At 69.2% G+C, this 20,099-nt stretch carries 20 protein-coding genes; 12 read left to right on the forward strand and 8 right to left on the reverse strand.

The genetic code is table 11. The features are described from left to right. The first annotated feature begins 178 nt into the window (after positions 1 to 178). Positions 179 to 1,801 (forward strand): histidine kinase, encoded by a 1,623-nt coding sequence (locus tag ABS78_RS08365; protein ID WP_293377000.1) that lies wholly within the window; start codon positions 179 to 181, stop codon positions 1,799 to 1,801. Then, the gene (locus tag ABS78_RS08370) at positions 1,798 to 2,415 is read left to right on the forward strand and encodes a response regulator transcription factor (RefSeq protein ID WP_293377003.1); all 618 of its coding nucleotides are present in this window, start codon (positions 1,798 to 1,800) and stop codon (positions 2,413 to 2,415) included. The genes ABS78_RS08365 and ABS78_RS08370 overlap by 4 nt, the downstream gene beginning before the upstream one ends. Before the next feature lie 9 nt (positions 2,416 to 2,424). On the opposite strand, the gene dnaQ is transcribed toward ABS78_RS08370, so the two are convergent. From dnaQ to ABS78_RS08395, 5 genes are all read right to left on the reverse strand, one after another. After that, positions 2,425 to 3,129: a DNA polymerase III subunit epsilon gene (gene dnaQ / locus ABS78_RS08375; RefSeq protein WP_293377006.1), complete on the reverse strand. Its 705-nt coding sequence runs from the start codon at positions 3,127 to 3,129 to the stop codon at positions 2,425 to 2,427. Between the two features lie 96 nt (positions 3,130 to 3,225). Further along, on the reverse strand, positions 3,226 to 3,831 hold the full coding sequence (gene coaE / locus ABS78_RS08380) for a dephospho-CoA kinase (protein ID WP_293377009.1): 606 nt from the start codon (positions 3,829 to 3,831) through the stop codon (positions 3,226 to 3,228). Continuing rightward, entirely contained in the window at positions 3,828 to 4,688 is an 861-nt protein-coding gene (gene aroE / locus ABS78_RS08385; protein WP_293377012.1) for a shikimate dehydrogenase, read from the reverse strand. The genes coaE and aroE overlap by 4 nt, the downstream gene beginning before the upstream one ends. Continuing rightward, entirely contained in the window at positions 4,685 to 5,278 is a 594-nt protein-coding gene (locus tag ABS78_RS08390) for a Maf family protein (protein WP_293377171.1), read from the reverse strand. Before ABS78_RS08390 ends, aroE begins: the two co-directional genes overlap by 4 nt. Positions 5,279 to 5,295: 17 nt before the next feature. Further along, entirely contained in the window at positions 5,296 to 6,150 is an 855-nt protein-coding gene (locus ABS78_RS08395; protein ID WP_293377015.1) for a pyruvate, water dikinase regulatory protein, read from the reverse strand. Between the two features lie 490 nt (positions 6,151 to 6,640). On the opposite strand from ABS78_RS08395, the gene hemE reads away from it, so the two are divergent. The 4 genes from hemE (at position 6,641) to rho (ending at position 10,995) form a co-directional block, all read left to right on the forward strand. Further along, positions 6,641 to 7,690: a uroporphyrinogen decarboxylase gene (gene hemE, locus ABS78_RS08400; protein ID WP_293377018.1), complete on the forward strand. Its 1,050-nt coding sequence runs from the start codon at positions 6,641 to 6,643 to the stop codon at positions 7,688 to 7,690. Positions 7,691 to 7,745: 55 nt separating this feature from the next. Further along, positions 7,746 to 8,813, forward strand: a complete 1,068-nt coding sequence (gene hemH / locus ABS78_RS08405) for a ferrochelatase (RefSeq protein WP_293377021.1) — start codon at positions 7,746 to 7,748, stop codon at positions 8,811 to 8,813. Beyond that, positions 8,810 to 9,286: a CopD family protein gene (locus ABS78_RS08410; RefSeq protein ID WP_293377024.1), complete on the forward strand. Its 477-nt coding sequence runs from the start codon at positions 8,810 to 8,812 to the stop codon at positions 9,284 to 9,286. The genes hemH and ABS78_RS08410 overlap by 4 nt, the downstream gene beginning before the upstream one ends. A gap of 266 nt (positions 9,287 to 9,552) precedes the next feature. Further along, positions 9,553 to 10,995: a transcription termination factor Rho gene (gene rho, locus ABS78_RS08415; protein WP_293377027.1), complete on the forward strand. Its 1,443-nt coding sequence runs from the start codon at positions 9,553 to 9,555 to the stop codon at positions 10,993 to 10,995. Positions 10,996 to 11,071: 76 nt separating this feature from the next. Here the strand turns inward: rho and ABS78_RS08420 are convergent, their stop codons facing one another. From ABS78_RS08420 to ABS78_RS08430, 3 genes are all read right to left on the reverse strand, one after another. Further along, positions 11,072 to 11,872, reverse strand: a complete 801-nt coding sequence (locus tag ABS78_RS08420) for an SDR family oxidoreductase (protein ID WP_293377030.1) — start codon at positions 11,870 to 11,872, stop codon at positions 11,072 to 11,074. A 482-nt stretch (positions 11,873 to 12,354) separates the two neighbouring features. Continuing rightward, a complete protein-coding gene (locus ABS78_RS08425; RefSeq protein WP_293377033.1) occupies positions 12,355 to 13,323 on the reverse strand; it encodes a quinone oxidoreductase in 969 nt (322 codons plus the stop codon). Next, positions 13,323 to 14,018, reverse strand: coding sequence for a dienelactone hydrolase family protein (locus ABS78_RS08430; protein ID WP_293377036.1), 696 nt, complete (start codon positions 14,016 to 14,018; stop codon positions 13,323 to 13,325). Before ABS78_RS08430 ends, ABS78_RS08425 begins: the two co-directional genes overlap by 1 nt. A gap of 95 nt (positions 14,019 to 14,113) precedes the next feature. On the opposite strand from ABS78_RS08430, the gene ABS78_RS08435 reads away from it, so the two are divergent. From ABS78_RS08435 to ABS78_RS08460, 6 genes are all read left to right on the forward strand, one after another. Beyond that, positions 14,114 to 14,347 (forward strand): DUF6489 family protein, encoded by a 234-nt coding sequence (locus ABS78_RS08435; RefSeq protein ID WP_293377039.1) that lies wholly within the window; start codon positions 14,114 to 14,116, stop codon positions 14,345 to 14,347. Then, positions 14,344 to 15,681, forward strand: a complete 1,338-nt coding sequence (gene mnmE, locus ABS78_RS08440) for a tRNA uridine-5-carboxymethylaminomethyl(34) synthesis GTPase MnmE (protein WP_293377042.1) — start codon at positions 14,344 to 14,346, stop codon at positions 15,679 to 15,681. The genes ABS78_RS08435 and mnmE overlap by 4 nt, the downstream gene beginning before the upstream one ends. Positions 15,682 to 15,754: 73 nt before the next feature. Then, the gene (mnmG, locus tag ABS78_RS08445; RefSeq protein ID WP_293377045.1) at positions 15,755 to 17,617 is read left to right on the forward strand and encodes a tRNA uridine-5-carboxymethylaminomethyl(34) synthesis enzyme MnmG; all 1,863 of its coding nucleotides are present in this window, start codon (positions 15,755 to 15,757) and stop codon (positions 17,615 to 17,617) included. Positions 17,618 to 17,664: 47 nt separating this feature from the next. After that, positions 17,665 to 18,300: a 16S rRNA (guanine(527)-N(7))-methyltransferase RsmG gene (rsmG, locus tag ABS78_RS08450; RefSeq protein ID WP_293377048.1), complete on the forward strand. Its 636-nt coding sequence runs from the start codon at positions 17,665 to 17,667 to the stop codon at positions 18,298 to 18,300. A gap of 49 nt (positions 18,301 to 18,349) precedes the next feature. Next, positions 18,350 to 19,150: a ParA family protein gene (locus ABS78_RS08455; protein ID WP_293377174.1), complete on the forward strand. Its 801-nt coding sequence runs from the start codon at positions 18,350 to 18,352 to the stop codon at positions 19,148 to 19,150. After that, on the forward strand, positions 19,150 to 20,019 hold the full coding sequence (locus tag ABS78_RS08460; protein ID WP_293377051.1) for a ParB/RepB/Spo0J family partition protein: 870 nt from the start codon (positions 19,150 to 19,152) through the stop codon (positions 20,017 to 20,019). The genes ABS78_RS08455 and ABS78_RS08460 overlap by 1 nt, the downstream gene beginning before the upstream one ends. The last annotated feature ends 80 nt before the right edge of the window (positions 20,020 to 20,099 follow it).

A 20,099-nucleotide genomic window follows, 5' to 3' on the forward strand; every position in this document is an offset into this window, starting at 1 on the left:
CGACCTTGCCGGGGATTATCCGCGGTGGAGCCGGCGTAACAATCTGGCGTGACGGACAGGCCGCACCCCTAACTTTCGATCAGGTGTCGCGGCGCCGGACGATCGCGGATAGTGGTGAGGTCCGTGGGGACGTCAGTGGTGATGGGGGCGCGACAGGCCGCCCGGAGGACGCGGGACTTTGGACGGCGGACGGCTCTTCTCGGTTCGGGGCGAGCGCATCATCGCCCTTGGACGGGCGATCCTCGCCGCGTTCCTGTGCCTGTCGCTGGTGGTCGGTCACGTCGCGGACGACGCCATCGTGCGGGGCCTGATCGTCGGCTACCTGGCCTACAGCCTGCTCATGCTGGCCGGAACGCGCAGCCGGCTGTTCGTCTACGGCGTGCTGCGACGGCCCTGGCTGACCTCGGGGCTCGACTTCGCGGTGTTCACGGTCCTGCTCTTCCTGACCAACGGGGCCGAGAGTCCGTTCTTCAGCCCGTTCATCTTCATGATCCTCAGCGGCACCCTGCAGTGGGGGTCGCGGGGCGCGGTGGTCATGGGGGGCCTGACGCTGACCGCCTTCGTGGCGACCAGCCTGGGCAGTTTTCAGAGCCAGATCTTCGTCCTGCGCATCGGCTACACGATGGTCATCACCATCATGATGGCGGCGTTCGGCGGCCATCTGGAACGGGTGGTGCAGGAGCTGTCCCGCCTGTCCGACCCGATCGGACCGGACGCCGAGGACGGCGAGGCGCCGCTCGCCGACGCTCTCCGCCATGCCCTGCGGGTGTTCGGAGCCCGGCGCGGCATGGCGCTGCTCGAGAGCGAAGAGCCCTACGCCCAGCTTCTGTTGCTGGGCGACGGCGAACTCGAAAGTCGACGGTTGCCGCCCACGGCGGACGGCTGGGTTCTGGGCGAGGCGGCGGACGGCGTGTTCCTGTACGAGGCGGGCGCCGGAGCCACCCTGGTGCGCAGCGGCCGCTGGACCTATGTCGGCGCCGCCCAGCCCCTGGCGCCGGCCCTTCGCGAGGCGGCGTCGTTCCAGCGGGTGCTGGCGATCCCCGCCCGGTCCCAGGGGCTTTCGGCCTGGCTCTTCGTCCTCGACCATCACGAGCCGGCGAACGAGGACCTGGCGATCGGGGAGATGGTGGGCGCCCAGGCCTCCATGGCCCTGGAGCGCTGGGAGGCCCAGCGCGAGCAGCAGGCCGCGGCCGCCGTGGAGGACCGCATCCGGCTGGCCCGGGACCTTCACGACGGGGTGCTCCAGTTCCTGGCCGGCGCCGGGCTGCAACTGGACGCCCTGGACCGCATGCCGGACCTGCCCGACGCGGTGCGGGGGCGGCTGGCCACCCTGCGCCAGGCGATCGTAGAGGAACAGCGCGAGCTGCGCGGCTTCATCTCGGCCATGCGGCCGACCGACGGCGCCGGCCGGGCCGCCACGGGATCGCTGAAGGGCGAGCTGGACGCCCTCGCGGAGCGGCTGTCGCGATACTGGAGCATCGAGGTCTCGGCCGACGCCGATCCGTTCGATACGGCGGCCCCCGAGCCGCTGCTTTACGACCTCCGCTGGATCGTGCGCGAAGCGGTGGCCAATGCGGTGCGCCACGGCCAGGCCGACCGCGTGCGGATCGAGGCGCGGGCGAACGGGCGGATGCTCGACCTGACCATTCAGGACAACGGACGCGGCTTCACCCGCAATCCCACCGAACCGCCTCGTTCGCTGCATGAACGCGCGCGGGCGCTGGGCGGGCGCCTGGACGTGCAGAACGATCCCGGCGGCTGTCGCCTCGTCGTGCATACGCCCCTGGATCTCGCCTCATGACTTCCGTTCTGATCGCCGACGATCATCCGCTGATGCTCGAAGCGGTGGCCGGCCTGTTCTCGGACACCGCGTTCGACGTGGTCGCCCGCTGCCAGGATGGGGCCCAGGCGCTGGCCGCGCTGGAGCGCCTGTCGCCGCAGCTCGCGATCCTCGACGTCCACATGCCCCGGCTGAGCGGCCTGGACCTGCTGCGCGAGGTACGGAGCCGGAACTGGCCCACGCGGGTGCTGCTGCTGACCGCCGGCCTGGACTCCGCGCCGATCCTGGAGGCGCTGAAGCTGCGGGTCGACGGGCTGGTGCTGAAAGGCGCCGCGGGCGATGTCCTGGTGCGCGCGGCCCGCTCGGCGGCCGACGGCGTACAGTGGGTGGACCGGGACATCATGGACAAGGTGCTGCCGCTGCTGGCGGGCGGCGAGACCACGCCGGGCCTGACCCCGCGGGAGACCGAGGTGGTCCGGCTGGTCGCCCAGGGCCGACGCAACAAGGAGATCGCGCGCGACCTCGGCATCTCGGAAGGCACCGTGAAGATGCACCTGCACAACCTGTACGAAAAGCTGTCGGTGACCTCGCGGACCGAGCTGGCGATCCTGGCCCGCGAACGGAACCTGGGCTGACGGCCGGCGCTACAGCCCGAACCGGCTCCAGAGGTCTTCGCCCTTGACCTTCTCCCGGATGAAGGCGGCGTGGCGGGCGCGTTCCTCGTCCGTGGAGCGGGGCGCGAGCGGTCGTGGCCGGACGCCGTAATCGACCCTGGACGCCGCCGAAACCGCATTGACCATCACCGCGCTGGTCAGCTCCAGCCGCCGCTCGCGGCCGCCCTTGAGCTCGAGGTACACCGCGGCCAGCAGCTTGGCGTCGATGAGCGCCCCGTGCTTCTCGCGTTCGCTGAGCGAGATCTTGAAGCGCTTGCACAGCGCATCCAGCGAATTGTGCATGCCGGGGAAGCGTTGCTTGGCCAGCGCCAGCGTGTCGATCCAGCGTCCCTCGGGAATCTCTTCCCGGCGGATGTTGGCCAGCTCCCAGTTCACGAAGCCCCGGTCGAAGGCGGCGTTGTGCGCGATGATCGGCGCGTCGCCCACGAACTCCAGGAACGCATCCACCACCTCGGCGTGCTCGAAGCGCGGCTTTCCCCTCAGGAAGGCGGCCGAAAGGCCGTGCACCTTCTCCGCCTCGGCCGGCATGTCGCGGCAGGGATCGATGTAGACGTGGAAGCTGCGTCCCGTCGGGATGAAGTGTTCTATCTCCAGCGCCGCCAGCTCGACCAGGCGGTCGCCCGTCCGGGGGTCGAAGCCGGTGGTTTCGGTGTCGAGCACGATCTCGCGGGCCATGGCCTATCCATGCCGCGGTTCGGGTGGAGGCTCAACCGTGCTCGACCCTCGGGCGTCCTGTCGGGCCGAGAACCCGGTCTCCTGAAACCCTTCGCCTCAGACTTCGGTCCTGCGCAGATCGGCGATGATCGCCGCGACCTGGCCGCGCGCGTGCTCCAGGCCCTGGCCCGTATCCACCACATAGTGGGCGCGGGCGCGCTTCTCGGCGTCGGCCATCTGCTGGGCCAGGATGGCGTCGAAGCGGTCGGGCGTCATGCCCGGACGCGCCAGGACCCGCTCGCGCTGCATCTCGGGCGGCGCCGAGACCACCACCACGACGTCCACATTGGCGTGGCCGCCGGTCTCGAACAGCAGGGGAATATCGAGCACCACCAGATCGGCGCCGATCTCATCCACATGCTTGAAAAATTTTCCACGGTCCTGGCCTACAAGCGGGTGGACGATGGCGTTGAGCCGTTTCAGTTCGTCAGGCTGGCCCAGGACGCGCTGGCGCAGCGCCTCGCGGTCGACACGTCCGTCCCTGACCACGCCGGGAAAGGCCTCGCCCACCGGCCCCACCGCGGCTCCGCCCTGGTCGTAGAGGTCGTGGACGGCGGCGTCGGCGTCATAGACCGGGATGCCGGCGTCGCGGAACATCGCCGCCGTCGTCGACTTCCCCATGCCGATCGAGCCGGTCAGGCCGATGAGCTTGCGTGCGGTCATAGTCCCAGGGCCTCCAGGGCGAGCGCGCGGACGTCCACGTCCGCTGGCGGATAGCGGCCGAAGAAGGCCTCGAACGAAGGCTCGGCCTGGCGGATCAGCATCTCCAGGCCGTCCACGACGGGGCGGCCCAACGCCCGGGCCTGGGCGAGGACGGGTGTCTCCAGAGGCTTGTAGACCATGTCCATGACCACGCAGCCGTCCGGCGTGGCGTCCAGCGGCAGGTCCAGCGCGCCCTCGGCGGCGAGACCGGCGGACGTGGCGTTGACGACGGCCGTGGAGTCCCGCAGGGCGCCGGCCGCATGCGGCAGCGGAAGCGGACGGACCTTCGCCCCCAGCGCATGGGCGATCGCCTCGGCCCGGGCGAGGGTGCGGTTGACCACGAAGACTTTCGGCGCGCCGGCCCGGATCAGGGCGGCCACCGCCCCGCGGGCGGCGCCGCCGGCGCCCACGACGGTCACCGGGCCCCGGTCCGCGGACCATTGCGGGGCCTGGACCTCAAAGGCCTTGAGCAGGCCGAAGCCGTCGGTGTTGTCGGCGACAATCCGCCCATCGGGCTCGAACAGCAGGACGTTGGCCGCCGCCGCGTCGCGCGCCGCGTCGCTGACCCGGTCGGCCAGGCGCAGGGCCTCCTCCTTGAACGGCAGGGTCACGTTGACCCCGCGGATCGCGCCGCCGCGGAATCCGTGGACCAGCCGCTCGAATCCGTGGGCGTCCGGTGCGAACGGCACATAGACACCGTCGATCCCGGCGGCCTTCAGCCAGGCGTTGTGCAGGGCCGGCGACAGCGAGTGGGCCACGGGCCGACCCACGACGCCGGCCACGACGGTCTTTCCGGTGATCCTGTCGCCGCCCGTCATGCCGCCAGCACGCCTTCGTTTCGCAAGAAGTCCAGAAGGCCCAGCAACGGCAGGCCCAGGATGGAGAAATAGTCGCCTTCGATCCGGGAGAAGAGCTGAGCGCCCGGTCCCTCCAGCCGGTAGCAGCCGACCGATCCGAGGGCGTGGGTTCCCTCGGTGGCGAGGTAGTCGTCCAGGAATTCGTCCGAGAAGTCCCGCATGGTCAGGACGGCGGTCTCCAGCGTCCGCCAGACGGGCGCGCCGTCCCTGGCCACCACCACGGCCGAATGCAGCCGATGGGTCCGGCCCCGCAGGAGCGCCAGCCTTTCCCCGGCCGCCGCCAGATCCTCGGCCTTGTCGTAGAGCCGGCCGTCCAGATCCAGGGTCTGATCGGCCCCGATCACCAGGCCGGGCCTGACCGCCGAAACAGCCAGGGCCTTGCGTTCGGCCAGGGCCTCGGCGATGGCGGCCGGCCCCGCCCCGGCGGCCAGCATTTCCACCTTCACCGCGTCCTCGTCCACGCCGGGAGAGGCGGCTTCATAGGCTACGCCGGCCCCGTCCAGGACGGCGCGCCGGGCCGTGCTCTTCGACGCCAGAATGAGGGCCGGGATCGGGGCCTGGTTCAGGCTCACGCCAGGACCTCGACCTGGCCGTGGCCCTTGTGCAGCAGGTTCATGACCGCCGCCGCCGTCTCCTCCACCGAACGGCGGGTGACGTCGATGGTGGGCCAGCCGTGGCGCTCCAGCAGCCGTCGGGCGGCGATGATCTCTTCGCGCACCGCTTCCTGGTCGGTGTAGCTGGTGTCGCGGGTCTCCTTCAGGCTGAGCAGGCGGTTACGGCGGATCTGGATCAGCCGGTCGGGCGAGATCAGCAGGCCGACGATCAGGGCGTTCCTGAGCTGGAACAGCTTCTCGGGCAGCGGCCGGCCGGGCACCAGCGGCACATTGGCCGCCCGGATGCCCCGATGCGCCAAGTAGATGCAGGTCGGGGTCTTGGACGTGCGCGAGACGCCCAGCAGGACCACGTCGGCCTGGTCGAGGTCCTGACCCCCCTGGCCGTCGTCATGCCCGATGGCGTAGTTCAGGGCGTCCATCCGATTGAAGTAGTCGTTGTCCAGGCGCAGGTGCGCGCCCACCCGGCTGGTGGTCGTGGCGCCGAGGTAGCGCTGCATGGCGCCCACCAGCGGGTCCAGGGCCGGCAGGCACGGCATGTCCAGCCGCCGGCAGCCCTCCTCGAGGGTCTCGCGCAGAGTCGCATCGACGATGGTGTGCAGGACGATGCCCGGCGCCTCCTCGATGTCGGCCAGGGCCCGATCGAGCTGCCGCTGGGAACGGACCAGGGCGTAGATGTGTTCGATGGGAATGACGTTCTCGAACCGGGCGCAGACGGCGCGGGCCATGGCGTTCAGCGTCTCGCCCGTGGAGTCCGAGACGAGATGGACGTGGAAGTAGGTGGCGAGCCGGGGTGGCTGGGCGTTGGGCAAGGACGAAAATCCCTGGGGATGGACCGGTGGATTCCTCTCTTAGCGAAGCTGAACGCCAATGGGGATAGACGCTGCGTCAGGCGGATGAACCCGTCGGCCCGTGGACGGGCGGGGACAGCCAGGGCCGTTAACCATCCGTTAACCCCCAGGCCCGGCGCATCGTGGATTTCCGGACGGCGGACATTGGTCAACGATGTGGACTCCGGCCGGCGCCGCCGATCATCCCCGAAAGTCCTACCGATTCCTTAAGGCGGTCCGTGGGTCCTGGCCGGCGTCCCCGCAATTCACAGGTCGCGACGAGCGCCGCAGCCGTCTGGGCGCCGACTGTGGATCGGATGAGGGTCGTCAACGGATGGTTAAGGTTTTCCACGCCGCCGACAGGCCCAACGACCTCTTCCATCATCCATTTCGAATCTTTCCTTGTTTGAAGAACGAAGAGCGATCCGTCGGCGCCCTTGAGCCTGGAAGGGCATCGGGCTTTAAGGCAGTCATGAGCCAGACGCCCCGCCTTCTCCGCGTCCTCGCCGGTGAGACCCTCGACCGGCCGCCGGTGTGGTTCATGCGCCAGGCCGGACGGTCGTTGCCCGAGTACCGGGTCCTCCGCGAGAAGGCCCCCGACTTCATCGCCTTCTGTCTGCATCCCGAAATGGCGGCCGAAGCCACGCTTCAGCCCATGCGCCGCTTCCCGATGGACGCCGCCATCGTGTTCGCCGACATCCTGCTGATCCCGCTGGCGCTGGGCCAGGACGTCTGGTTCGAGGCGGGCGAAGGCCCGCGCCTGGGGGCGCTGCCGCCGATCGAGGCCCTCCGCGACGCCGTGGAAGGTTCGACCGCGCGCCTGGCCAACGTGGGCGAGACCCTGGCGAGGGTGCGCGTCGAGCTGGAACCCGAACGGGCGCTGATCGGCTTTGCGGGCGCGCCCTGGACGGTGGCCACCTACATGCTGGAAGGCCGCGGGTCCCAGCGTGAGTCCGCCCGAACCTACGCCTACGCCCATCCCGAAGCGCTGGACGCGTTGCTCGACGTCCTGGTCGACGCGACCGCCCGATACCTGGTCATGCAGGCCAGGGCCGGGGCGCAGGTGCTCAAGCTGTTCGAGAGCTGGGCCGACAACCTGGCCGAGGATGTCTTCGAGCGGATCGTCGTGGGACCTCATCGGCGGATCGTGGAACAGGTCCGGGCCGCCGGTGTGGACACTCCGATCATCGGCTTTCCACGCAGCGCCGGCGCCTTGGTGGAGGGCTACGCCGAGCGGGTTCCGGTCCAGGCCGTCGCCCTCGACACCCAGGCGAGCGCCGGGTTGGGGCGTTCCATCCAGGCGCAAGGCAAGGCGATCCAGGGCGCGCTCGACAACCTGCTGCTGCGGGCCGGCGGGCCGGCTCTGGAGGCGCGGGTCGAGCAGCTTCTGGCCCAGTGGGCGTCGGGGCCTTACATCTTCAACCTCGGCCACGGGGTGATGCCCGACACGCCGATCGAACATATCGCCCGGGTGGTGGAGCGGGTGACGGGCAAGCCCGCGAACCGGCTGGCGGCGGAATGATCCTGGCGACGGCTCTCCTTTCGCGCGCTTCCGCGTCGGGAGAAGGAAAAGGCGGATGAGCCGGATAGCCGTCGTCCTGTTCAACCTGGGCGGACCCGACAGCCCGGAGGCGGTCAGGCCGTTCCTGTTCAATCTCTTCCGGGATCCCGCGATCATCCAGCTTCCCGCGGTCGCGCGTTATCCGCTGGCGGCGCTGATCGCCGCAACGCGGACAAAGACCGCCCAGGACAACTATGCGCTGATGGGCGGGCGTTCGCCGCTGCTGCCCGAGACCGAGGCCCAGGCCGCTGCGCTCGAGGCGGAACTCGCGCGTCGGGGGCGCGAGGCGCGCGCCTTCATCGCCATGCGCTACTGGCGGCCGCAGACCCCGGAAACGGCCAGGGCCGTGGCGGCCTACGCGCCGGATGAGATCGTGCTGTTGCCGCTCTACCCGCAGTACTCCACGACGACGACGGGGTCGTCGCTGAAAGCGTGGAACGCCGCCTATCGGGGACCGGGCCGGATCCGGGCGGTGGGCTGCTATCCGACGGCGAGCGGTCTCGCCGAGGCCTACGCCGCCGAGATCCGCAAAGTCTGGGACGCGGCCGGGCGGCCGTCCAACGTCCGCCTGCTGTTCTCGGCCCACGGCTTGCCGCAGCGGGTGGTGGACGACGGCGATCCCTACGAGGCCCAGATCCGAGCGACGGCTGAGGCGGTGGCGGCCCGGACTCCCGAACTGTCCGACTGGCGGGTCTCGTTCCAGAGCCGGGTCGGCCGGTTGAAGTGGCTGGAGCCCTCCACGGAACAGGCGATCGAGGCGGCGGCGCAGGACGGCAAGGGCGTCCTGATCTGTCCCGTCGCCTTCGTTTCGGAGCACGTGGAGACGCTGGTCGAGCTGGATCACGAGTACGCTGCGCTGGCGGGGCGCCTGGGCGTTGTCCCCTACCTGCGGGCGCGGACGCCCGGCGTGCGGCCGGAATTCATCGCCGAGCTGGCGGATGCGGTCGACAATGCGTTGGAAAGGCCGGGCAAGGTCGCATCTAGAGAAGCTGGGTGCGCCGCGCCGCATGGCGGTTGGCGATGCCCGGCGACGCATGGCAAGTGCGGGTGCAGGGACGGGCGCAGGGATGGAGGCGACCGATGAGCTGGCCGGAATTCCTGAGCTTCGACCTTCTGCGGGGCCTGCACATCATCGCGGTGATCGCCTGGATGTCGGGCATGATGTATCTGCCCCGGCTCTACGCCTACCACACCGAGACGGCGCCGCCCGGCAGCGAATTCGACGCCCATTTCCTGGTGTGGGAGCGCAAGCTCCTGAAGATCATCATAAATCCTTCGATGGGCCTAACCTGGGTCCTGGGGATCAGCCTGGTTCTCTGGCACGTCTACGCCGCCCGCGAGGGGTGGAGTTTCCTGGCCCAGCCCTGGATGCTGGTGAAGCTGGCGGCGGTGCTGTTCCTGTCGGGCTGGCATGGCTTTCTGGCCGGCTCGTATCGCCGGTTCGTCGCCGGCCAGCGGCCGAAGACCGCGAAATTCTGGCGGGCCACCAACGAGCTTCCTTTCCTGGCCGCAGTCGTGGCGGTCCTGGCGGTGACGCTCCAGTTCTGGGCGCGCTAGATTCCGGGGCGGTAGATTCGGGCCAAGGCGGGTTTCCGGGCGATGGCGGGCGACGGGTTGATCCCTTGACCCCGGCCCCCCAACTGTGGTTCCCCTGACGCACGCGTCGGGTCCCGGCGCGCCCCGCCTTTTTCCGGCGCCGCGCGACATCCGCGCCGACCGCCGGACCTCCAGACGAAGATCACAACGGCGCAGCGATGCGCCCACACCTTTTCCGCCCACCCTCGGACTCCGTCCGGCGGGTGCGCTTTCCCGAAGTGAATCCCATGACCGACCAGACCGAAAACACCGAGGACCAGGTTCCGGCCGCCGAGGCCGACGCCGCCGAGCCCGAGACCGACGCTCAGGACGTCGCCGCCGCCGAAGCCGAGTCGGAAGCCGACGGCGTCGACGACGAACCCGAGGAGCCCTCGCAGGCCGCCAAGGCGATCGCCGCCATGGGCCTGACCCGGATGAGCCTGCAGGAGCTGAAGGACAAGTCGCCGGCCGACCTGCTGGCCTTCGCCGAGCAGCTCGAAGTCGAATCCGCGAACTCCATGCGCAAGCAGGACATGATGTTCGCGATCCTGAAGACGCTCGCGGAAGAGGGCGTCGAGATCGAGGGCTCGGGTACGCTGGAAGTGGTGCAGGACGGCTTCGGCTTCCTGCGCAGCCCCGAGGCCAACTACCTGCCGGGCCCGGACGACGTCTACGTCAGCCCCTCGCAGATCCGGAAGTTCGGCCTGCGCACCGGCGATACGGTGGTGGGCGCCGTCCGCGCGCCGCGCGAGGGCGAGCGCTATTTCGCCCTGGTCAATGTGCGCCAGATCAACTTCGAGGCGCCCGAGAACGTCCGCCACAAGGTGATGTTCGACAACCTGACGCCGCTCTATCCCGACCAGCGCCTGACCATGGAGATCCAGGATCCCACGCTGAAGGATCGTTCGGGCCGGGTCATCGACATCGTGGCGCCCCTGGGCAAGGGGCAACGCTGCCTGATCACCGCCCCGCCGCGGGTCGGCAAGACGGTGATGCTGCAGAACATCGCCAAGTCGATCGAGACCAACCATCCCGAGTGCTACCTGATCGTCCTTCTGATCGACGAGCGCCCGGAAGAAGTCACCGACATGCAGCGCACGGTGAAGGGCGAGGTCATCTCCTCGACCTTCGACGAGCCGGCCACCCGCCACGTGCAGGTCGCCGAGATGGTGATCGAGAAGGCCAAACGCCTGGTCGAGCACAAGCGCGACGTGGTGATCCTCCTGGACTCGGTCACCCGCCTGGGCCGGGCCTACAACACGGTGGTCCCGTCCTCGGGCAAGGTGTTGACCGGCGGTGTCGACGCCAACGCCCTCCAGCGGCCCAAGCGCTTCTTCGGCGCGGCGCGGAACATCGAGGAAGGCGGCTCGCTGACCATTATCGCCACGGCCCTGATCGACACCGGCTCGCGCATGGACGAGGTCATCTTCGAAGAGTTCAAGGGCACGGGGAACTCGGAAATCGTCCTCGACCGCAAGGTGGCCGACAAGCGCATCTATCCGGCGATCGACGTGCTCAAGTCCGGCACCCGCAAGGAAGAGCTGATCACCGACAAGGCGAACCTCCAGAAGACCTACATCCTGAGGCGCATCCTCAATCCGATGGGCGCCCAGGACGCGATCGAGTTCCTGCTCGACAAGCTGCGGCAGTCGAAGAACAACGACGACTTCTTCCAGTCGATGAACACCTAGGCGGCGGGGCCTCGCGTCCCTCCCCATGTTGGCCGCCCGCCCCCGCCGGGAGCAGGGAAGGGCGGTTTTCCCGACGTCAGCTCGCCGGCGCCATGCCGCGGGCCATGTTGCGGGGGCTGGCGTCGCCGAGCTGAGAGCCGCCGTCCACGTCCAGGATCGTGCCGGTGATGTAGCGGGCCGCGTCGCTGCACAGGAAGACGGCCGCCTCGGCGATCTCCTCGACCTCGCCCCAGCGCTTCATGGGGATGCGGGCGTAATGCGCCTCCCGCGCGGCGGCGTCGGGAGCCAGGCGCGCCATGCCCTCGGTGTTGGCGATCGGACCGGGCGAGATACCCGTCACCCGAACGTCCGGTCCCCACTCCATCGCCAGCACGCGGATGAGCTGGTTGATCCCGGCCTTGGCGGCGCAGGCGTGGATCTGGAGCGGCGACGGATTCACCGCCTGGCCCGCCGTGATGGCGATCAGCGAGGCGCCCGGCAGGTTCAACAGGTCGTGGCAGCCGCGGAAGACGTTGAAGGTGCCGTTGAGGTCGATGTCCACGACGGTGCGGAACGCATTGGCCGACATGCCCAGGGCGGGCGCCAGGAAATTGCCCGCCGCGCCCGACACCACGATGTCCATCTTGCCCTGGTGGGCGACCACCTGCTCCATCGCCGTGCGGATCGCGGCGTAGTCGCGGACATCGGCGGAGAGGCCGATGGCGTCGCGACCGATCTCGCGGGCGGCGTTGGCGGCCTTCTCGGGGTTGCGGCCGACGACGGCGACGCGGGCGCCGAGTTCGGCGAAGCGCTTGGCGATCCCCAGGTTGATGCCGCTGGTCCCGCCGGCGACGAAGGCCGACTTTCCGGCGAGCAGGTTTTCACGGAACGGGCTCATGGGTTTCCTCCGCGGCCAAAGCCATTCTCTAGAATATACACCGTAAACGAGCCTGCCGCTGGGTCAGGGTCGTGATCCGGGTTTCAGAAGGAACGAACGGAAGAACCGAGTTCTTTTTGGGCGGAAAAACCAGAGCCTTTTCAAGGTCCGACATGAGGAATTCGCTCTGTAGAGAATTTGGGGCCGTGGGCTGATGGACGTCACTGCTCCCTGGCTCTACGAGCGGGATGTCGGCGCGAAGTCATACGCGTCCGGCGTGCTCGCAAGACAACCGCCGTTCGATGCGTGGGGTCCAACGGTTGGACTTTGGCCATACCGGTATTACGAGGTTTCGCCGTTTCACGTGAAACATTCTCAGGGGTCTAAGCGTCGGCCGGTCCGGAATGGTATGCCTGCTTTGACGCGGCATGTTTTCCGGGCCGGGGATCGGGGCGCCTCCCGCCCCGTTTCACGTGAAACGCGTGGGGCGGGAGACGTCACGATCATGGGATCAGAAGGCTCGCCCCGACGGTGGACCGGCTTTCCAGCGCCTCATGCGCCTTGCGGGCGTCCGCCAGCGGGAAGGTCTGGCCGATCTCGATCTTCACCTTTCCCGAGGCCACGATGTCGAACACGGCGGCCGCCGACGCGTCCAGTTCCTCGGTGGTGGCCACATAGTCGAAAAGGGTGGGGCGGGTGAGATAGAGCGACCCACCCTGGGCGAGGCGTCCCGGCGCGAAGGGCGGGACCGGACCCGAGGCGTTGCCGAAGCTGACGAACAGCCCCCGGCGGGCCAGGCTGGCGAGCGTGCCTTCGAAGGTGTCCTTGCCCACGGAGTCGTAGGCGACCGGCACGCCCTTGCCCCCCGTGATCCGCCGCACCTCGGCCGCCACGTCCTGTTCGCGATAGAGGACGACATGGTCGGCCCCAAGTTCGCGGGCCTTGGCCGCCTTGGCCTCGGACCCCACGGTTGCGATCACTTCGGCGCCCAGGGCCTTGAGCCACTGGGTCATGATCTGGCCGACCCCGCCGACGGCCGCGTGGACCAGCACGGTCTCGCCCGCCTTCACGGGATAGGTGCGGCGGATGAAGGCTTCGGTCGTCATGCCCTTGAGGAGGATCGCGGCGGCGATGCGCGAGTCGAAGCCGTCCGGAATCCGGACCGCGCGGTCGGCCGCGACCACGTTGGCTTCGGCGTAAGCTCCGAAGCCGCTCATGTACGCGACACGGTCGCCGACCTTGTGACGGACGACACCGTCCCCGACGGCTTGGATCACGCCGGCGGCCTCGCCGCCGGGGGTGCACGGCAGCTTCACGGGGTACAGCCCCGTGCGGTGGTAGGTGTCGATGAAGTTGATTCCCACCGCCTCGTGGCGGACGAGAACCTGACCGGGGCCGGGCTCGGGCGTGGGAAGGTCAACGACCTCCAGGACCTCGGGGCCGCCGGTGCGCTCGAAACGGATCGCCTTCATCAGCCGACCGTCCGCTTGAAGAACGCCAGGGTGCGTTCGCCGGCCGTGGTCGCATCGCCGGCATGGTAGTGCTCGCCGCCGACGCGGGCGAAGGCGTGATCGCGACCCGGATAGGTGTGGATTTCGACCTGGGGGTGGTCCTTGAGCGCCTTGACGATGATGGCCTGGGCCTCCTTGGGCACAAAGGCGTCTTCCTCGGCGATGTGCATCAGCAGCGGGCGGGTCAGCTTCTCGGCTTCACCCACCAGATTCTCGATGCCGACGCCGTAGTACGACACCGCCGCGTCGACATCGGTGCGCGTGGCGGTGAGGAAGGCGAGCTTGCCGCCGAGGCAGAAGCCGACCGATCCGACCTTTCCGGTCGAGCCGGCGTCGGCGCGGATCGCAGTGATGGTGGCCTGGAGATCCTTCACCCCGAGGTCGGTGTCGAAGGCGTTGAACAGTTCGAACGCCTTCTTCCACTCCGCTTCGGACTGGTCGGTGATGTCGATGTCGGGCTCGATGCGCCAGAACAGGTCGGGGCAGATCGCGAGGTAGCCCTGGGCGGCCAGGCCGTCGGTGATGTCGCGCATCACCTGGTTCACGCCGAAGATCTCCTGGATCACCACCACGGCCGGAGCCGTTGCGGCGGCCGGGCGGGCGACATAGGCCGAAAAATCGCCGTCCGGCGTCTTGATGCTGATCCGTTCGCCCATGATCTCTTCCTCGCTCTCAATTGCGTCCGACCGGTACTAGCGCATCGGCGCGGCTCACGGCCATATGGGGTCGGATCAAAGAAGGGCGAGACGTCATGAAGATGACCATCGAGGTGGACTGCTCCCCGGAGGAGGCGCGCCGTTTCCTGGGCCTGCCCGACGTGAGCACCCTGAACGATCATCTCGTGTCCGAGATGAGCAAGCGCATCGACGCCAACATGTCGCTGCTCAACCCCGAGGAGTTCATGAAAAACTGGATGAGCTTCGGCACGGGGGCGCAGGAGCAGTTCCGCAAGTTCATGGAGGCCGCGACGACGACGCGGCGATGACCGACACCATCTTCGCCCCCGCGACGGCCGCGGGCCGGGCCGCGGTGGCGGTGGTGCGGATTTCGGGGCCACGGACCCAACCTGTGCTGGAGGCCCTGATCGGTGGCGTTCCCCCTGCGCGGCGGGCGGTGCTGAAGCGGCTGGAGGACAGCGAGGGGCGGACGATCGACGAAGCCCTGGTCCTCTTCTTCGAGGGCCCCGCCAGCTACACCGGCGAGGACGCCGCCGAGTTTCACGTGCACGGCGGGGTCGCGGTGATGGACGCGCTGACTCTCGAACTGTCCGGCCTGGGGCTGAGGCTGGCCGAGCCCGGGGAGTTCACCCGTCGCGCCTTCGAGAACGGCAAGCTCGACCTGACCCAGGCCGAGGGTGTGGCCGATCTCGTGGACGCCGAGACGGAAGGGCAGCGACGTCAGGCCCTGGACCAGTTGGGCGGGCGGCTGTCCGAGGTTCAGGCGAGGTGGTCGGACGCCCTGATCGAAGCCCTGGCGATGCTGGAGGCCGCCGTCGATTTCCCCGACGAAGAGGTCCCCGCGGAAGTCGCAGATCGCGCGCGGCCCGTTCTGGCTGGACTGGTGGCCGAGCTGGAGGCCGCGGCGGCGGACGCGGAGCGGGGAGAGCGTGTCCGCGAGGGCTATCGGATCGCCCTGATCGGCGCGCCGAACGCCGGCAAGAGTACGTTGCTGAACGCCCTGGCCGGGCGGGACGCCGCCATCGTGACCGCGACCCCGGGAACCACGCGGGACATTATCGAGGTTCCGCTGGTGCTGGCCGGCTACAAGGTGCTGATCGCCGACACGGCCGGCCTGCGCGAGACGGCCGACGAGATCGAGGCCGAGGGCGTGCGACGGGCGCGCACCTGGGCGGCGGGCGCGGACCTGCGGCTGTGGCTGGTGGACGGGTCCGGCGAGGCGCCGGCGACCGCGCCGCTGGAGCTGCGCGAGGACGACCTCTGCCTGATCACCAAGCGCGACCTCGAGGCCGGCGCCGGCGGGCCCTGGGCCGCGGCGCAGGCGAAGCGGCTGGGCCTGGGCGTGGCCGAGTTCACCACCCGGGGCCCTGGCGACCTGGCCTGGCTGGAATCGACCCTCGAGGAGCGGGTGATCGACGCCCTGGCCGCCGCGACGCCCCCGGCGGCGACGCGGTTGCGGCATCAGGAACTGCTCATCGAGGCCGCCGACCGGCTCCGGCACGCTCTGGCGCAGACCCAGCATCTGGAACTGGCGGCCGAAGATGTCCGCCTGGCCGCGCGGGCCCTGGACAGGATCACGGGGCGGATCGATCCGGAGCAGGTCCTGGGCCGCATCTTCGCGAGCTTCTGCATCGGGAAGTAGCGCCGTACCGCGTGAAGCTCCCGGCATGGGTTTCACGTGAAACATCGAGGCTTTTCGCCTATATGCCCGCGGCATGACCTGTCCGGAAAAGACCTGGGACGTGATCGTTATCGGCGGGGGACACGCCGGCTGTGAGGCCGCCGCCGCCGCCGCACGATTCGGCGCGCGCACCTTGCTGCTCACCCACAAGGTCGAGACCATTGGCGAAATGAGCTGCAACCCGGCCATCGGCGGGCTGGGAAAAGGCCACCTGGTCCGGGAGATCGACGCCCTGGATGGCGTGATGGGGCGCCTGGCCGACGTGGCCGGCATCCAGTTTCGGCTCCTGAACCGCTCCAAGGGTGCAGCGGTCCGCGGCCCTCGCAGCCAGATCGACCGCCGCCTGTACCGGGAAGCCATGCAGGCCGAGCTGGCGGCGACCCCGAACCTGACCATCCGGGCCGAGGCGGTCGAGGATCTGATCGTGAAGGCCGGGCGCGTCGCGGGCGTGGCGGGGGTGTCGGGTGAAGTCTATCGGGCCGGGCGCGTCGTGCTGACCACGGGCACGTTCCTGAAGGGAATCATCCATCAGGGCGAGAGCCGCATCCCCGCCGGCCGCATCGGCGACGCCCCCGCCATCGGACTCGCCGACCGTCTCTATGGCCTGGGATTGGCGATGGGGCGGCTCAAGACGGGCACGCCGGCGCGCCTGGACGGATCGACCATCGCCTGGGACCGGCTGGAGATGCAGGCGGCGGACGCCGAGCCGCAGCCGTTCTCGTTCCTGACCGATCGCATCACCACGCCGCAGATCGAATGCGGTATCACCTGGACCACCGAAGAGACCCACCGGATCATCGCCGAACGGCTCGAGGAATCGGCGGTCTACGGTGGGCGTATCTCAGGGCGAGGGCCGCGGTACTGCCCTTCGATCGAAGACAAGGTGGTGCGGTTCCGCGACAAGACCAGCCACCAGATCTTCCTGGAGCCCGAGGGGCTGGACGACGACACCGTCTATCCGAACGGGATCTCGACGTCGGTCTCGGCCGAGACCCAGGATCTGTTCCTGAGCACCATCCCGGGCCTGGAAGCCGTGCGGGTGCGGCGGCACGGCTACGCCATCGAGTACGACTACGTCGATCCCCGCGAACTGTACCCGACCCTGGAGGCGAAGCGCCTGCCGGGCCTGTACCTGGCGGGCCAGATCAACGGGACCACGGGCTACGAAGAAGCCGGGGCGCAGGGGCTGGTGGCGGGTCTGAACGCAGCCCGGTCGGCGTCGGGGGCCGAGCCGGCGCAGTTCGCCCGGGACGAGGCCTATATCGGCGTGCTGATCGACGATCTTGTCACTCGCGGCGTGACCGAGCCCTATCGGATGTTCACCAGCCGCGCCGAGTTCCGACTGACCCTGCGCGCCGACAACGCCGACCAGCGCCTGAGCGGCAAGGGCGTCGGTCTGGGCGTCGTAGGTTCGCGGCGGGCCGAGGCGTTTCACGTGAAACAGGCGGCTCTGGATGCGGCGCGGTCGCGGGCGCGCGAGTTGCGGCTGACACCGGCGGAGGCGGCGCGCGCAGGCCTGCCGGTGAAGGCCGACGGCCAGCGCCGGAACCTGATGGAGCTGCTGGCGTATCCGACGATCGGCTTCGAGGACCTGGCGCGGATCTGGCCCGAGATCGGCGACTGGTCCGGCCCGGTGCGCGAACAGGTGGAGATCGACGCGGGCTATGCCGGATATCTGGACCGCCAGGCGGCCGACGCCGAGGCGTTCCGCCGCGACGAGGCCCTGCGGCTGCCGGCCGATCTGGACTATGCCGCCATCGGCGGCCTCTCCAACGAAGTGCGCGAGAAGCTGGCCCACGTCCGCCCGCTCACCCTGGGCCAGGCCGCAAGGATCGAGGGCGTGACGCCGGGGGCGCTGACGGCGCTGCTGGCTCACGTGCGCCGCCGGGCGGCGTGATGGGCGGTCGCGCCCCCTCCACCGCGTCGTGGTCCTCCCCCGTTCGCATGGCCGAGGCCGTCACCGACGCCGCCTCGTTCCAGGCCGTCAGCGGCGCGACGCCCGAGCAGATGGCCGACCTCTCGCGATTCCTGGAGAGGCTCACCGCCGGCAACGCGGTCATGAACCTGGTCGGGCCGGCCACGATCCCCGACTTCTGGAATCGTCACGCCTGGGACTCGGCCCAGCTGCTGGCGCTCGCGCCGGAGGCCAGGGTGTGGGCCGATCTGGGCGCGGGTGCGGGGTTTCCTGGTCTGGTCCTGGCCATCCTGGGCAAGAGACAATCCAGCTTCCACGTCCATCTCGTAGAGAGTATGGCCAAGCGGTGTCGCTTCCTGGCCGAGGTGGTCGACAGGCTGGATCTTCCGGCCACGGTTCACAACGCGAGGGCGGAAAACCTGGATCTCGCTGTGGACATCGTCACCGCGCGGGCTTGCGCGCCGTTGTCGCGCCTGCTCGGGTATGCCCAGCCCTACTTCCGCAAGGGCGCTGTCGGTCTGTTTCTCAAGGGACAAGATGTTGCGTCCGAGATGGAGGAGGCAACGAAATCTTGGGAATTTTCGGCGAACATAGTACCGTCTCTGTCTGACGCCAGGGGACGTATCGTGCGAGTGAGGAGACTGGGTCGTGCCCGGAAGTCCTGAGTCGGACCCCCGATCCCGCGCCGCGTCGGACCTGACGTCCGATCGGGGACTGCGCGTCCTCGTGGTGGCCAACCAGAAGGGCGGGGTGGGCAAGACGACGACAGCCATCAACCTGGGTACGGCGCTGGCCGCCGTGGGCGAGCGGGTGCTGCTGATCGATTCCGATCCTCAGGGCAACGCGTCCACCGGCCTGGGCGTGGGCCGGGCGCAACGCCGGACCACACTCTACGACGTCCTGATGGGCGAACGCTCGGTGAGCGACGCGGTGGTGAAGACCTCGGTGCCGGGCCTGGAGCTGGTGCCGTCCGACCCCGACCTGTCGGGCGTGGAGCTTGAGCTGGGCCAGCAGGCCCGCCGTTCGTTCAAGCTGCGCGACGCGCTGGCTCCGCTGCGGGCGAGCCGAGGGTACACCTATGTCCTGATCGACTGTCCGCCGTCGCTGAACCTGCTCACCGTCAACGCCATGGCGGCGGCGGACGCGGTGCTGGTGCCGTTGCAGTGCGAGTTCTTCGCGCTGGAGGGCCTGACCCAGCTCATGCGCACCATCGACCTCGTGCGCGGCAGCCTGAATCCGGCGCTGGAGCTTCAGGGCGTGGTGCTGACCATGTACGACCGCCGCAACGCGCTTTCGGCCCAGGTGGCGAACGACGTGCGTGGCCACTTCGGAGAGACGGTCTACGAGACGGTGATCCCGCGGAACGTGCGGGTGTCGGAGGCGCCGTCCTTCGGCAAGCCGGCGCTGGTCTACGACCTGAAATGCGCCGGCAGCCAGGCGTACCTGAAGCTGGCGCGTGAAGTGGTGCTGCGCGAGCGGCGGCGGCGCGCCGTGCAACCGATGGAAGTGAGCTGATGGCCGAGAACCGCAGGGGCCTGGGCCGGGGCCTGTCGGCCCTGTTGGGCGAAGCCGAGGAGATCGCCCACGCCGTACCGCCCGACGAAGGCGTCCGCGAGATTCCGATCGAGCTGATCCACCGTAACCCCGAGCAACCGCGCCAGTCCTTCCGCGAGGAAGATCTCGAGGAGCTGTCGACGTCGATCCGCGAGAAGGGCGTACTTCAGCCCATACTGGTGCGGCCGTCGCCGATCACGTCCGGAGAGTACGAGATCGTCGCCGGTGAGCGCCGCTGGCGCGCGGCGCAGCGGGCCGGCGTGGGCGTGCTCCCGGCGCTGGTGCGAAACCTCGCCGACGAGAAGGTGCTGGAAGTCGCCATCGTCGAGAACGTCCAGCGCGCGGACCTGAATCCGATGGAAGAGGCCCGGGCCTACCAGGCGCTGAAGGACCGCTTCGGCCATACCCAGGACCAGATGGCCTCGGCCGTTGGCAAGAGTCGCAGCCACGTGGCCAACACCCTGCGCCTGCTGCAACTGCCCGAACGGGTGCAGGAACACCTCGTCCACGGCCGGCTGACGGCGGGCCATGCGCGGGCGCTGCTGTCGGTCGACGATCAGGAGACGCTGGCCGACCTGATGGTGGATCGGCAGATCTCGGTGCGCGAAGCCGAGCGCATCGCCCGCGGCGGAAGCGCCCCCGCCCCGAAGAAGGCCAGCGGGCCGCGCAAGGCGAAGGACGCCGACACGGTCGCGCTGGAGACCGACCTGGAGGAATCCCTGGGCATGAGCGTCGATGTCGCCGATCGCGGCGGGGTGGGCGAGGTCCGCATCCGCTACGCGACCCTGGAACAACTCGACGAAATCTGCCGCCGGCTGACCCGAGGGTGAGGGCAATTTCTATGAATGTGGACGGGAGGCCCACATTCATGGCCTGCATCGTCAAGCATGCGCTGAAGATTTCAGACCCT

This window comes from Phenylobacterium sp. SCN 70-31, from assembly GCF_001724605.1.
Taxonomy (GTDB): Bacteria; Pseudomonadota; Alphaproteobacteria; order Caulobacterales; family Caulobacteraceae; genus Phenylobacterium.

Coding starts and splice junctions, on each gene's coding strand:
- ABS78_RS08370 (WP_293377003.1), top strand. CDS start 1,798: ATGACTTCCGTTCTGATCGCCGACGATCATCCGCTGATGCTCGAAGCG.
- dnaQ (WP_293377006.1), bottom strand. CDS start 3,129: ATGGCCCGCGAGATCGTGCTCGACACCGAAACCACCGGCTTCGACCCC.
- coaE (WP_293377009.1), bottom strand. CDS start 3,831: ATGACCGCACGCAAGCTCATCGGCCTGACCGGCTCGATCGGCATGGGG.
- aroE (WP_293377012.1), bottom strand. CDS start 4,688: ATGACGGGCGGCGACAGGATCACCGGAAAGACCGTCGTGGCCGGCGTC.
- hemE (WP_293377018.1), top strand. CDS start 6,641: ATGAGCCAGACGCCCCGCCTTCTCCGCGTCCTCGCCGGTGAGACCCTC.
- hemH (WP_293377021.1), top strand. CDS start 7,746: ATGAGCCGGATAGCCGTCGTCCTGTTCAACCTGGGCGGACCCGACAGC.
- ABS78_RS08410 (WP_293377024.1), top strand. CDS start 8,810: ATGAGCTGGCCGGAATTCCTGAGCTTCGACCTTCTGCGGGGCCTGCAC.
- rho (WP_293377027.1), top strand. CDS start 9,553: ATGACCGACCAGACCGAAAACACCGAGGACCAGGTTCCGGCCGCCGAG.
- ABS78_RS08420 (WP_293377030.1), bottom strand. CDS start 11,872: ATGAGCCCGTTCCGTGAAAACCTGCTCGCCGGAAAGTCGGCCTTCGTC.
- ABS78_RS08425 (WP_293377033.1), bottom strand. CDS start 13,323: ATGAAGGCGATCCGTTTCGAGCGCACCGGCGGCCCCGAGGTCCTGGAG.
- ABS78_RS08430 (WP_293377036.1), bottom strand. CDS start 14,018: ATGGGCGAACGGATCAGCATCAAGACGCCGGACGGCGATTTTTCGGCC.
- ABS78_RS08435 (WP_293377039.1), top strand. CDS start 14,114: ATGAAGATGACCATCGAGGTGGACTGCTCCCCGGAGGAGGCGCGCCGT.
- mnmE (WP_293377042.1), top strand. CDS start 14,344: ATGACCGACACCATCTTCGCCCCCGCGACGGCCGCGGGCCGGGCCGCG.
- mnmG (WP_293377045.1), top strand. CDS start 15,755: ATGACCTGTCCGGAAAAGACCTGGGACGTGATCGTTATCGGCGGGGGA.
- rsmG (WP_293377048.1), top strand. CDS start 17,665: ATGGCCGAGGCCGTCACCGACGCCGCCTCGTTCCAGGCCGTCAGCGGC.
- ABS78_RS08460 (WP_293377051.1), top strand. CDS start 19,150: ATGGCCGAGAACCGCAGGGGCCTGGGCCGGGGCCTGTCGGCCCTGTTG.